Raw genomic sequence first — 13,450 nt, 5'->3', positions numbered from 1 at the left:
GACCTCCAGATATGAAAAAGCCGGGAGGCGGCTTCGCCTTACCCGGCCTGGAAATTATTCAACTACGCGGAAAAGTTACTGATATTCGCTCATCGGCACGCAGGAACAGAACAGGTTACGGTCGCCGTAAACGTCATCAAGACGCTTCACGGTAGGCCAGTATTTGTTCGCCACGCCTGCCGGGAAGACTGCGATTTCGCGGCTATAACCGTGGTTCCACTCGCTCACCAGCTCATTCTGGGTGTGCGGCGAGTTTACCAACGGGTTATCTTCCAGCGACCACTCACCAGCTTTCACGCTCTCGATCTCAGCGCGGATTGCCAGCATCGCGTTAATAAAGCGATCCAGTTCCACTTTGCTTTCAGATTCGGTGGGTTCCACCATCAGCGTACCTGCTACCGGGAACGACATGGTTGGCGCATGGAAACCATAGTCGATCAGACGTTTGGCAATATCCAGTTCGCTGATGCCGGTCTCTTCTTTCAGTGGGCGAATGTCGAGAATACATTCATGCGCTACACGGCCATCGCGACCGGTATACAGCACCGGATAGGCATCTTTCAGACGGCTGGCAATGTAGTTAGCGTTAAGAATCGCGACCTGGCTTGCCTGCTTCAGACCTTCTGCGCCCATCATACGGATGTACATCCAGCTGATTGGCAGAATGGATGCGCTACCGAACGGTGCGGCAGACACCGCGCCCTGACGGGTAAGCATCCCTTCAATCTGTACCACGCTGTGGCCAGGCACAAACGGTGCCAGATGCGATTTAACGCCGATCGGTCCCATGCCCGGGCCGCCGCCGCCGTGCGGAATGCAGAAGGTTTTATGCAGGTTGAGGTGCGAAACGTCCGCGCCGATAAAGCCCGGCGTGGTGATTCCAACCTGGGCGTTCATGTTCGCGCCGTCGAGGTACACCTGGCCGCCGAACTGGTGCACAACTTCACACACTTCGCGGATCGTTTCTTCATATACGCCGTGGGTGGACGGATAGGTCACCATGATGCAAGAAAGGTTCGCAGCATGTTGTTCTGCTTTTGCCCGCAGATCGTCAAGGTCGATGTTGCCGTTCTTATCACAGGCGACTACCACCACCTGCATCCCCGCCATTTGTGCGGAAGCCGGGTTAGTACCGTGAGCAGAGGCCGGGATCAGGCAGATATCGCGATGGCCTTCGTTACGGCTTTCGTGATAATGACGAATCGCCAGCAGGCCAGCGTATTCGCCTTGTGCGCCGGAGTTCGGCTGCATGCAGACTGCGTCATAGCCGGTCAGTTTTACCAGCCACTCGGAAAGCTGACCGATCATCTGGTGATACCCTTCCGCCTGCTCTGGCGGGCAGAACGGATGCAGTTCAGCGAATTCCGGCCAGGTGATAGGAATCATCTCGGCGGCGGCGTTCAGCTTCATGGTGCAGGAACCCAGCGGGATCATCGCCTGATTCAGCGCCAGATCTTTACGCTCCAGCGAGTGCATGTAGCGCATCATCTCGGTTTCGCTGTGGTAGCGGTTAAACACCGGGTGGCTGAGGATCGCGTCGTCACGCAGCATGCTGCTCTGAATGGAACGGCTGTCGAGCGCCACATCTTTATCCAGCGAGTCGATGTTCAGGCCGTGGCTGTCGCCCAGCAGAACATTGAACAACTGCACCACGTTTTCACGGGTGGTGGTTTCGTCGAGCGTAATACCTACCGCGTTATGAATATCGCTGCGCAGGTTGATCTCTGCCGCTTCCGCACGCGCCAGTACCGCAGCTTTATCGGCCACTTCAACACACAGCGTGTCGAAGTAGTGCGCATGACGCAGCTTTAAGCCTTTCTGTTGCAGACCAGCCGCCAGAATATCGGTCAGGCGGTGGATACGATTAGCGATGCGCTTCAGACCGACCGGACCATGATAAACGGCATACAGGCTGGCGATGTTAGCCAGCAGTACCTGTGAGGTACAAATGTTGGAGTTCGCTTTCTCACGACGGATATGCTGCTCGCGAGTCTGCATCGCCATGCGCAGTGCGGTATTGCCCGCCGCATCTTTTGATACGCCGATAATACGGCCTGGCATGGAGCGTTTGAATTCGTCTCTGGCGGCAAAGAATGCCGCGTGTGGGCCACCGTAACCCATCGGTACGCCGAAGCGTTGCGCAGAGCCGAAAACGATATCCGCGCCCTGTTTGCCCGGTGCGGTCAGCAGAACCAGCGCCATAAAATCGGCAGCGACGCTGACCACAACTTTACGGGATTTCAGCTCAGCAATCAGTTTGCTGTAGTCGTGCACTTCACCAGTGGTACCAACCTGCTGCAACAGCACGCCGAACACATCCTGGTGATCCAGTGCTTTCGCTGCGTCATCCACAATAACGTCAAAACCAAAGGTTTCGGCGCGAGTGCGAACCACATCCAACGTTTGCGGATGAACATCAGCCGCCACAAAGAAACGGTTGGCGTTTTTCAGTTTGCTAACGCGTTTGGCCATCGCCATGGCTTCAGCCGCTGCGGTGGCTTCATCCAGCAGAGAGGCGGAGGCCATGTCCAGCCCCGTCAGGTCCAGCGTGACCTGTTGGAAGTTCAGCAGCGCTTCCAGACGCCCCTGAGAGACTTCCGGCTGATACGGCGTATACGCGGTGTACCAACCCGGATTTTCCAGCATGTTACGCAGGATAACCGGCGGCAACTGCACGGCGGTATAGCCCATGCCGATGTAGGACGTGAAGCGCTTGTTACGCCCGGCGATGGCTTTTAATTCGGCCAGCGCAGCGTATTCTGTCGCCGCCTCGCCTACCTGCGGCGGGGTTGCGAGCTGAATGTCTTTCGGCACAATCTGGCCGATCAGCGCGTTTAACGACTCGGCGCCAACCGCATTCAGCATCTCTTGCTGCTGCGCGGCGTCCGGTCCGATGTGGCGTTCAATGAAAGCGCCGCTGTTTTCAAGCTGGCTTAACGTCTGTGTCATGGGCGATGGTTCCTGAAACGTGCAGTGAATCGTGATTGTCTCTAACTCAATTGCCCGGTGGCGCTGACGCTTACCGGGCCTACGCGTGCGAAAACGAATACGCAAAATAATCCGCGTTGCAGTGAGTAGGCCGGATAAGCATTAGCGCCATCCGGCACAACATTATTCGTCTTCTAACAATGCTTCGTACGCAGTGGCATCCAGCAGCGATTCAATTTCGCTTTCATCGCTGGCTTTGATTTTGAAGATCCAGCCGCCGGCATACGGTTCGCTGTTAACCAGTTCCGGGGAGTCGCTGAGCGCGTCGTTAACCGCGACAATCTCACCGCTTACCGGCGCATAAATATCAGAAGCCGCTTTTACGGATTCCGCAACGGCGCAGTCATCGCCCGCGCTGACGGTCGCGCCAACTTCTGGCAGGTCTACGAAAACCATGTCACCCAACAGCTCCTGAGCATGTTCGGTGATACCAACGGTGTAAGAGCCGTCAGCTTCTTTGCGCAGCCATTCGTGTTCTTTGCTGTATTTCAGTTCTGCAGGTACGTTGCTCATCAATCAATCTCCAAAAAGGATGAATCACGCGACGGCTTTGCCGTTACGCACAAAAACAGGTTTAGTGACTTTTACAGGCATTTCGCGGTTACGGATCTGCACGATCGCTGTCTCACCGATACCCGCAGGGACACGCGCCAGCGCGATGCTGTAGCCCAGGGTTGGGGAGAATGTTCCGCTGGTGATAATGCCTTCATGTTGGTTACCGGAAGCGTCAGTGAAACGGACTGGCAGTTCATTACGCAGCACGCCCTTCTCGGTCATCACCAGTCCGACCAGCTGTTCATGGCCTTTGTCGCGCTGCATTTCCAGTGCTTCACGACCAATAAAGTCGCGGTCGGCAGGTTCCCACGCAATGGTCCAACCCATGTTGGCTTCCAGCGGAGAAATCCCTTCGTCCATCTCCTGACCATACAGGTTCATACCCGCTTCCAGACGCAGCGTGTCACGCGCGCCCAGACCGCAAGGTTTGACGCCTGCTTGTACCAGCGCACGCCAGAAATCAGCCGCTTTTTCATTCGGCATGGCGATTTCATAGCCTGCTTCGCCGGTATAACCGGTGGTTGCGATAAACAAATCACCCGCCTGAACGCCAAAGAACGGCTTCATACCTTCTACCGCATGGCGCTGTTCGTCAGTAAACAACGTGGCTGCTTTTTCCTGCGCGTTTGGCCCCTGCACCGCAATCAGCGACAGGTCGTCACGAACGGTGATGTCGATGGCGTAGGGTTCAGCGTGTTGGGTAATCCAGGAGAGGTCTTTTTCGCGGGTGGCGGAGTTTACAACGAGGCGGAAGAAATCTTCAGTGAAGTAATAGACAATCAGGTCATCTATCACACCGCCCGATGCGTTAAGCATACCGGAGTAGAGGGCTTTACCCGTCTTCGTTAGCTTCGCAACGTCGTTTGCCAGCAGATAACGCAAGAACTCCCGGGTGCGGCTGCCGCGCAGGTCGACGATGGTCATATGCGACACATCAAACATACCGGCATCGGTGCGAACAGCATGGTGTTCATCGAGCTGAGAACCGTAATGCAGTGGCATCATCCAGCCATGGAAATCTACCATGCGCGCGCCACATAGCGTGTGTTGTTCGTACAAAGGAGTCTGTTGAGCCATCTTTTCCTCGTTGAATAAGCGGGGCTACCAACTCTTTCGCGGTGAAATTTTCGCCACGAAACCCAGCACCGCAGCCGCTCCAGGGGCTACGACGCAAACGTTCTCTTTGTCCTGAACTTACCACCGAAACAGACGCTAAACCATAAGGCAAAATTAGCCATCACATTAGCTTATGGCAAAAAATGGCCAGATCGACGACAGAATAAAAATCCACAAGTACGCTAAAAAATCAGAACAACAAACAGCATGGAGAAGGAAAAATCAGCATCAAACCACATTAAATATGGAAAAAATGTCAAAAATGGCGTTATGAAAAAAACGTGATATTAAAAAAACTAATGCGAAAAAAGGTGTGGAATTAGATTATTTCAAATGAGAGAAGCATCCCGGCGCGAGGGCCGGGAGAGGAAAATGTGACGGGTCTCAAACTCTTAAGATTGTCCTTACGGACGCTAGCGTAGCCATTCGGGAAGATCGTTCAGTCCCATCGCCTGACGGATGAGCTGCGGTTTTACACCCGGAAGGGTATCGGCCAGTTTCAGACCAATATCACGCAGCAGTTTTTTCGCCGGATTCTCGCCGGCAAACAGTTCACGGAAGCCCTGCATACCGGCCAGCATCATTGCTGCGCTGTGCTTACGGCTGCGCTCATAACGACGCAAATAGAGATACTGGCCAATATCTTTGCCCTGACGTTGTAGCCGCTTAAGCTCATCGATAAGCTCTGCCGCATCCATAAAGCCGAGGTTAACCCCCTGACCCGCCAGCGGGTGGATGGTATGCGCCGCATCACCCACCAGCGCCAGACGATGGGCGGCGAACTGACGAGCATAGCGTCCCGTCAGCGGAAACGTCTGCCGTTCGCTTTCAACGCTGCACAGTCCCAGACGGTTATCAAAAGCGATATTCAGCGCCTGATTAAACTCATCAACGCTTGCCTGCTGCATGCGTTCGGCTTCCTGCAGAGAAAGTGACCAGACGATAGAGCACAGATGCGGGTCACTGAGCGGCAGGAATGCCAGGATACCCTCGCCGTGAAACGCCTGGCGCGCAACCGCGCCGTGAGCTTCCTGCGTACGGATCGTCGCCACCAGCGCATGATGACGGTAATCCCAGAAGGTGAGCGGAATGTCTGCTTTATTACGCAGCCAGGAGTTAGCGCCATCCGCGCCGATCACCAGGCGAGCCGTCAGCATTGTGCCCTCTTTCAGAGTCAGAAATGCCTCGTTCTCACCCCAGGCTACCTGCTGTATTTCAGCGGGCGCCAGCAGCGTAATATCCGGCGAACGCTGCGCCTTTTGCCATAGCGCGTAATGGATCTCTGCGTTTTCGACGATGTGGCCCAAATGGCTGTAGCCCATGCTCTGGTCGTCAAACTCAATGCGCCCGAAGCTGTCTTTGTCCCAGACTTCCATACCGTGATAGCAGCACGCGCGACGGGCAACGATATCTGACCAGACGCCCAAACGAGTAAGCAGTTTTTCACTGGCGGCATTGATTGCCGACACACGAAGCTGAGGAGGTGCATCCACCGCCAACGGCTGCGGAACATGTTGTTCTAACACCGCAACGCGTAACCCGCTGCCCTGCAAGCCGCAGGCAACCGCCAGTCCCACCATGCCGCCACCGACAATTGCTACATCAACACTTTGCACTGTTTACTCCTGGAAACCGGAACAATCAAAACCGTAGGCCGGATAAGGCATTTACGCCGCCATCCGGCTTACAGGCCATATTTATCGCGCAACCCAACCCAGGGTCCGCTCCGCCAGCGCATCGCGCGCGGGTGTGAATAACTCCATCGCCATCAGCCCGGCATTGCGCCCAACAACCAGCGGGGCCCAGCGGTTGGCAAACAGATACACCAGATTGTTGGTTACGCCAATTGTCGTTTCGCGATCGCGCTCACGACGTTGCTGATAGCGTGCCAGCACTGCGTAATCACCAATATCTTCCGCGCAGTTTTGCGCCTGAGTTAACGTCTCAGCCAGGCTCATTACGTCGCGCAGACCAAGGTTGAAACCTTGTCCGGCAATGGGATGTAGCGTCTGAGCGGCGTTCCCCACCAGCACGGTACGATGGGTAATCGCCTTCAGCGCAGTGGTTAATGACAGCGGATAAGCGCTGCGTTTACCGGTCTGGGTAATACGTCCCAGCCGCCAGCCAAACGCGGTTTGCAATTCACGGCAAAACCGTTCGTCGGACCAGGCCATGATCTCATCGCGCTGATCCAGCGGATGGCACCACACCAGCGAGCAGCGACCATCAGACATCGGAAGCATTGCCAGCGGGCCATGCTGCGTGAAACGTTCAAACGCGCGCCCATCGTGGGGAACGGAGGTCGAGACATTGGCGATTACCGCCAGTTGTTCATAAGGCTGCTGCAGCCAGTCCACGCCGCAGGCGGTAGCCAGCGCGGAACGTGTACCGTCAGCGGCGACCACCACGCGACCGGTAATGGCCTCGCCATTTTCCAGTGTGACCTCAACATGGTCCTGCGTACGCGACACGCTGGCTACGCGATCGGGACAATGCAGCGTAACGCCCGGCGCTTTACGCAGTAGCGCAAACAGACGCAGCCCAACATCGTGGAGTTCCACCACCTGACCCAGCGCCGGGAGACGATATTCCTGCGCATCCAGCGTAACAAATCCGGCATGGCCGCGATCGCTGACGTGGACCGTTTTGATTGCCGTTGCGCAATCGGCAATCGCCTGCCATACGCCAATTCGCGCCAGCTGCTGACAGGTTCCTGCCGCCAGCGCAATCGCCCGGGCGTCAAACCCAGGATGACGGTCAGTTTCAGGTTCGCGCGCTTCTATCAGATGAACTGGCAGCGTCCCATGACTGAGCTGGGAAATGGCCAGCGCCAGCGTCGCGCCGACCATGCCACCACCAACGATAATTACGCTCATTGCAGTCGCGCCGCAGCCATTAAGGCTTCAATATCATCCGCTTTCTTCACCACGCTGGCGGTCAGATTTTCATTACCGTCTTCGGTGATAAGGATGTCATCTTCTATACGAATGCCAATGCCCCGATAAGCAGCCGGTACATCGGCATCCGGCGCGATATATAACCCTGGCTCGACGGTCAGCACCATTCCTGGCTCAAGGATACGCGAACGATCCTGACCATAAACGCCAACATCGTGCACATCCAGCCCCAGCCAGTGGCTAAGGCCATGCATAAAGTATGGCCGATGCGCATTCTCGGTAATTAACTGGTCGACGTCGCCGTGCAATATGCCAAGCTTCACCAGACCGGTAATCATGATGCGCACAACTTCACCGGTGACGTCCTGAATGGAAGTTCCGGGGCGATACAGACGTAGGCTGGTCTCTAAGGATTCCAGCACGATATCGTAGATTTCACGCTGCGCGGGGGTAAATTTGCCATTAACCGGAAAAGTACGCGTAATGTCGCCCGCATAGCCTTTGTATTCACAGCCAGCGTCAATCAGCACCAGGTCGCCATCGCGCATTTCACTTTCATTTTCGGTGTAATGCAGGATACAGCCGTTTTCACCGCTTCCGACAATGGTGTTATAGGACGGATAACGCGCGCCGTGGCGGGTAAATTCGTGGTGAATCTCCCCCTCCAGTTGGTATTCAAACATCCCCGGACGGCATTTTTCCATCGCGCGGGTATGCGCCAGGGCGGTGATCTCTCCGGCACGGCGCATGATCGCAATCTCTTCTGGTGATTTGAACAGGCGCATTTCATGCACCATCGGACGCCAGTCGATGATCGCGCCAGGCGCGTGCAGATTTTGTCTGGAACCTTTGCGTAGTTTATCCAGCGCCGTGCAGACAATTTCGTCCGCCCAAGCGTACTCGCCCTGTGCGTGATACACCGCGTCCAGGCCATTGAGCAGCAAGTGCAGCTGTTGGTTGATTTCACTGAAGGCCAGCGCCCGGTCAACGCCGAGTTTTGCCGGCGCGGCATCCTGGCCCAGACGACGGCCAAACCAGATCTCCGCCGTCAGATCGCGAACCCGATTGAACAAAACGCTGTGGTTATGAGTATCATCACTTTTAATCAGCACCAGCACGGCTTCAGGCTCGTTAAAGCCGGTGAAATACCAGAAATCACTGTTCTGGCGGTACGGGTATTCACTGTCCGCGCTGCGCGTCGCTTCCGGCGCGGCAAAAATCAGCGCGGCGCTGCCGGGCTGCATTTGTGCCAGCAAAGCCTGACGACGACGCTGGAATTCTTGCTGAGATATCTCACTCATAACACTCTCCTTGGCGTTGTTGTATTTAGTGCAGAGTCGGTTTACGGACTTCCGGCGCAGTCGGCTGCTGACGCGTAAACGTGTCATGGCACAGCAAGGCGGCTACACGCACGTATTCGATGATCTCTTCGAGCGACATTTCCAGCTCTTCCTGATCTTCGTCTTCGTCATAGCCCAACTGGGCGATATTGCGCAGGTCGTCAATCGCTTCACCGGTTTCGCCGGTCACTTTGTCGAGCTTAGGCTGCGTGACGCCGAGGCCCAGCAGGAAGTGGTTTACCCAGCCAGCCAGCGCATCGGCGCGATCGAATACGCTGACGTCATCACCTTCAGGCAGAAAAAGCTGAAAAAGGAAGCCGTCGTCCTCAAGGGCATCGCTGGTAGCAGAGTGCATTTTCAGCAGCGCCTGAGCCAGCTGGTGACCAAAGGCCAGACCTTCGTTCGTCAGGTCGTGCAACAGCGGCTGCCATGAGCTGTCGTTGTTACCGCCACAAATTATCCCGCTGATTAAGCCGTGCATTTCGGCCGGGGTTAATCCAGCCCCTTGTTGGTTCAAAAACTGGCTAACTTCGCTGTAGCCAGGCATTTCGTTCTGTATAGACATAAGCATTCGTCATCAAAGGGAGGAATATTCATGATATGCTACCACTTTGGACCCTGGTGGACCAGAAAAGGGCTTGTATCTTGATACCAGGGTAGCTATAGTGTCGCCCCTTCGCGGACCCAAGGTCTGGAGACGAAGGCAGCGCAGTCAATCAGCAGGAAGGTGGCATGTCTGCACAACCCGTCGATATCCAAATATTTGGCCGTTCACTGCGAGTGAATTGCCCGCCTGAACAAAGGGATGCGTTGAATCAGGCTGCGGACGATCTCAATCAGCGATTGCAAGATCTGAAAGTTCGCACTAGAGTCACAAATACTGAGCAGTTGGTTTTCATCGCCGCGTTGAACATCAGCTATGAATTAACTCAGGAAAAAGCGAAGACGCGTGAGTACGCGGCGAGCATGGAACAACGTATTCGGATGCTGCAACAGACCATCGAACAAGCGTTGCTTGATCAGGGTCGCATAACCGAAAAAACGGGCCAAAACTTTGAATAACACTTTTCGGTTTACTGTGGTAGAGTGGCCGTGAAGACAAAATTTCTCTGAGATGTTTGCAAGCGGGCCAGTCCCCTGAGCCGATATTTCATACCACAAGAATGTGGCGCTCCACGGTTGGTGAGCATGCTCGGCCCGTCCGAGAAGCCTTAAAACTGTGACGACACATTCACCTTGAACCAAGGGTTCAAGGGTTACAGCCTGCGGCGGCATCTCGGAGATTCCCTTCTACCTGGCAACAGCCATGACACTACTTTCTGAACTCCCTTTATCCCGACAAGAAATACGCACACTGATTCGTCAGCGTCGCCGTGCGCTTACCAGCGATCAGCAACAACAATTTGGTCAGCAAGCCGCGACCAGAATGCTCAGTTTTCCCCCTGTTGTTCTTGCCCATACCGTAGCGGTGTTTCTCTCTTTCGATGGCGAACTCGACACCCAACCGCTGATCGAACAGCTGTGGCGAGCGGGTAAGCGCGTCTACCTTCCGGTTCTTCATCCCTTCAGCCCTGGCAACCTGCTGTTCCTGCACTATCATCCGCAGAGTGCGCTGGTGACCAACCGCTTAAAGATCCAGGAGCCGCGACTTGATGTCCGCGACGTATTGCCGCTGGCAAAGCTGGATGTACTGGTTACGCCGTTAGTCGCGTTTGATGAAGACGGGCAGCGCCTGGGCATGGGCGGCGGATTTTATGACCGTACGTTGCAAAACTGGCAGCAGCATAAGATCCAGCCCGTGGGCTACGCGCATGATTGCCAGTTAGTGGAAAAGCTGCCTGTCGAAGAGTGGGATATCCCACTGCCTGCGGTGGTGACACCATCCAAAATTTGGCAGTGGTAGCCGTTTTTTGCCGATTGACAGCGCCGTTTTTTTGACCTAAATTCCTCGGTGAAGGGTGAGGGAGGCGAACCTCCCTCCTGCGTACTCTCTGTTAATATGCTGGGCAAGCGATGATTAACAGGATCAGCAGCATGATGACGTATCTCATCATCGTCCCTTTCCTTTTTAGAGCCCCTGCTTCGCCAGGGGTTTTCCCGTTTCAGCGCGATGCTGAGCCCCTATCGTAAATTTCTTTTAGTGCTGTACAACACGCAGCACTGCCTTTAGTTGCCAATTGCGGCAAGGCTCGAAAACAGAATGTATGCGTTACAGAAAGAAATTTTGAGGCAGGGAAATCAGAGGAAAGATGGGCAGGTCATCGCCTGCCCATTTAGAGGAAATTAGTACAGCAGACGGGCGCGAATGGTTCCCGGAAGGGCTTTCATCGCCAGCAGCGCTTTTTCCGCCACATCTTCATCCGCTTCAATATCGATGACCACATAACCTACCTGCGCGGAAGTCTGCAGATACTGCGCGGCAATGTTGACGCCCTGCTCGGCAAAAATCTGGTTCAGCGCGGTCAGAACGCCAGGACGGTTTTCGTGAATGTGCATCAGACGACGACCACCGTGCAGCGGCAGCGAAACTTCCGGGAAGTTAACCGCAGACAGCGTGGAGCCGTTGTCGGAATACTTGATCAGTTTCCCCGCCACTTCCAGACCGATATTTTCCTGTGCTTCCAGCGTGGAACCACCAATATGCGGCGTCAGGATCACGTTGTCGAAATCACACAGCGGCGAAGTGAACGGATCGCTGTTCGTTGCCGGTTCGGTTGGGAACACGTCAATTGCCGCCCCTGCAAGATGTTTGGTCGCTAACGCGTCGCACAACGCAGGAATATCAACCACCGTACCGCGTGCGGCGTTAATCAGCAGCGCGCCCGGTTTCATCAGCGAAATCTCACGCGCGCCCATCAGGTTTTTGGTAGAGGCATTTTCCGGCACGTGCAGGCTCACCACGTCGCTCATATTGAGCAGGTCGGAAAGATGCTGAACCTGCGTGGCGTTACCCAGCGGTAGTTTATTTTCAATATCATAGAAATAGACATGCATCCCCAGCGATTCCGCCAGAATGCCTAACTGAGTACCAATGTGCCCGTAGCCGATGATCCCCAGTTTTTTGCCGCGCGCTTCAAAAGAGCCAGTAGCCAGTTTATTCCACACGCCGCGGTGCGCTTTGGCATTCGCTTCTGGTACGCCGCGTAGCAGTAGCAGCAGTTCGCCAATCACCAGTTCAGCAACGGAACGTGTGTTAGAGAATGGCGCGTTAAACACCGGGATCCCGCGCTTTGCCGCAGCGCTAAGATCAACCTGGTTGGTGCCGATGCAGAAGCAACCAATCGCGACCAGTTTTTCTGCGGCGGCAATTACATCCTCAGTCAGATGGGTACGGGATCGCAGGCCAATGAAGTGAGCATCACGGATGGACTCTTTCAGTTGTTCGGTGTCCAGAGCGCCTTTGTGAAACTCGATGTTGGTATAACCTGCTGCACGAAGGCTCTCGAGTGCTTTTTGGTGCACGCCTTCTACCAGCAGAAATTTAATCTTATCTTTCTCCAGTGATACCTTTGCCATTTCCCCGACCCTGTCTTTTTTGTCCAATCTGATGTGTTGTGTGTGGGATTTTCATCCGCCTCTTCAACATATCAAAAAATAATATTGCAGCAATATGAACGTTTGCGTCGTCATGCTGAGGAAATGTCATTCAGCGGGAAATGTCAGAGGAAAATACTGGCGATAACTTTTTCTTTGGAGAGATCGGCAGGGCAATATTGTAAACGTGACACAAGTCACCAAATTTGCCCTGCCAAAATTTTTTTAACGGGAGAAGACGCTCCCATCAGATCATTTTACGATAGTTTTCACGCCGTCTGGGGTACCGATCAGCGCAACATCCGCACCACGGTTAGCGAACAAACCTACGGTTACCACGCCCGGAATCGCATTAATGGCGTTTTCCAGCGCGATAGCGTCGAGGATTTCCAGACCATGCACGTCAAGGATCACGTTACCATTGTCAGTTACCACGCCCTGACGGTATTCAGGACGACCGCCCAGCTTCACCAACTGGCGAGCCACTGCGCTACGCGCCATTGGGATAACTTCTACCGGCAACGGGAAGTTACCGAGAATATCGACTTCTTTGGACGCGTCAGCGATGCAGATAAATTTCTTCGCCACGGAAGCAATGATTTTTTCACGGGTCAACGCTGCGCCACCGCCTTTAATCATCTGCATATGGCCGTTGATTTCATCCGCGCCGTCAACGTAGACGCCGAGGCTGTCCACTTCGTTAAGATCGAACACGTGGATGCCAAGGCTTTTGAGTTTTTCGGTCGAGGCGTCAGAACTGGACACCGCGCCTTCAATCTGACCTTTCATTGTGCCCAGCGCATCAATAAAGTGTGCGGCTGTTGAACCTGTACCTACGCCCACAATGGTACCGGGCTGTACATACTGAAGTGCCGCCCATCCTACTGCTTTTTTCAGTTCATCCTGCGTCATGATCGTTTCGCCTGTGGTGTGAATATGGTGGGAAAATTCACGCGCATTATAGAACATTGTGCAGAAAAATGTCCCCACACCCGCTCCCGGGTGGCTGATTTCGTCTTT

Annotated in this window: 11 protein-coding genes and 1 other RNA gene; 3 read left to right on the top strand and 9 right to left on the bottom strand. The window is 54.6% G+C overall.

Going from position 1 to position 13,450, the window contains the following annotated elements:
- Positions 1–75: 75 nt before the first annotated feature.
- The 7 genes from gcvP to OGV69_RS23830 form a co-directional block, all read right to left on the bottom strand.
- Positions 76–2,949: an aminomethyl-transferring glycine dehydrogenase gene (gene gcvP, locus OGV69_RS23860; protein ID WP_286469542.1), complete on the bottom strand. Its 2,874-nt coding sequence runs from the start codon at positions 2,947–2,949 to the stop codon at positions 76–78.
- Between the two features lie 162 nt (positions 2,950–3,111).
- Entirely contained in the window at positions 3,112–3,501 is a 390-nt protein-coding gene (gene gcvH, locus OGV69_RS23855; protein ID WP_006686886.1) for a glycine cleavage system protein GcvH, read from the bottom strand.
- A gap of 24 nt (positions 3,502–3,525) precedes the next feature.
- A complete protein-coding gene (gene gcvT, locus OGV69_RS23850; protein ID WP_038633507.1) occupies positions 3,526–4,620 on the bottom strand; it encodes a glycine cleavage system aminomethyltransferase GcvT in 1,095 nt (364 codons plus the stop codon).
- A gap of 452 nt (positions 4,621–5,072) precedes the next feature.
- Positions 5,073–6,275, bottom strand: a complete 1,203-nt coding sequence (gene ubiI / locus OGV69_RS23845; RefSeq protein ID WP_069324815.1) for an FAD-dependent 2-octaprenylphenol hydroxylase — start codon at positions 6,273–6,275, stop codon at positions 5,073–5,075.
- 81 nt (positions 6,276–6,356) lie between these two features.
- Positions 6,357–7,535, bottom strand: coding sequence for a 2-octaprenyl-6-methoxyphenyl hydroxylase (ubiH, locus tag OGV69_RS23840; RefSeq protein ID WP_069324814.1), 1,179 nt, complete (start codon positions 7,533–7,535; stop codon positions 6,357–6,359).
- A complete protein-coding gene (gene pepP, locus OGV69_RS23835; protein ID WP_038633515.1) occupies positions 7,532–8,857 on the bottom strand; it encodes a Xaa-Pro aminopeptidase in 1,326 nt (441 codons plus the stop codon). Before pepP ends, ubiH begins: the two co-directional genes overlap by 4 nt.
- Positions 8,858–8,882: 25 nt before the next feature.
- Positions 8,883–9,461, bottom strand: coding sequence for a YecA/YgfB family protein (locus OGV69_RS23830; RefSeq protein WP_141700247.1), 579 nt, complete (start codon positions 9,459–9,461; stop codon positions 8,883–8,885).
- A 167-nt stretch (positions 9,462–9,628) separates the two neighbouring features.
- On the opposite strand from OGV69_RS23830, the gene zapA reads away from it, so the two are divergent.
- The 3 genes from zapA to OGV69_RS23815 all read left to right on the top strand — a co-directional run bounded on the left by zapA (position 9,629) and on the right by OGV69_RS23815 (position 10,799).
- Positions 9,629–9,958, top strand: coding sequence for a cell division protein ZapA (gene zapA / locus OGV69_RS23825; RefSeq protein WP_003026980.1), 330 nt, complete (start codon positions 9,629–9,631; stop codon positions 9,956–9,958).
- A 41-nt stretch (positions 9,959–9,999) separates the two neighbouring features.
- Positions 10,000–10,183, top strand: a non-coding RNA gene (gene ssrS, locus OGV69_RS23820) — 6S RNA.
- A 19-nt stretch (positions 10,184–10,202) separates the two neighbouring features.
- Positions 10,203–10,799: a 5-formyltetrahydrofolate cyclo-ligase gene (locus OGV69_RS23815; RefSeq protein ID WP_038633522.1), complete on the top strand. Its 597-nt coding sequence runs from the start codon at positions 10,203–10,205 to the stop codon at positions 10,797–10,799.
- 380 nt (positions 10,800–11,179) lie between these two features.
- Here OGV69_RS23815 and serA read toward each other — a convergent pair whose 3' ends face one another.
- Positions 11,180–12,412 (bottom strand): phosphoglycerate dehydrogenase, encoded by a 1,233-nt coding sequence (serA, locus tag OGV69_RS23810; protein WP_006686878.1) that lies wholly within the window; start codon positions 12,410–12,412, stop codon positions 11,180–11,182.
- 270 nt (positions 12,413–12,682) lie between these two features.
- Positions 12,683–13,342 carry a ribose-5-phosphate isomerase RpiA gene (gene rpiA, locus OGV69_RS23805; RefSeq protein WP_016154364.1) on the bottom strand — a complete coding sequence of 220 codons (660 nt, stop codon included), beginning with the start codon at positions 13,340–13,342 and terminating at the stop codon, positions 12,683–12,685.
- Between the last annotated feature and the right edge of the window lie 108 nt (positions 13,343–13,450).

The organism is Citrobacter sp. Cc139 (assembly GCF_030334645.1).
GTDB classification, from domain to species: Bacteria; Pseudomonadota; Gammaproteobacteria; order Enterobacterales; family Enterobacteriaceae; genus Citrobacter; species Citrobacter werkmanii.
The sequence above is the reverse complement of the archived record's forward strand: the minus strand, read 5'-3'. Positions and strand labels throughout refer to the sequence as shown.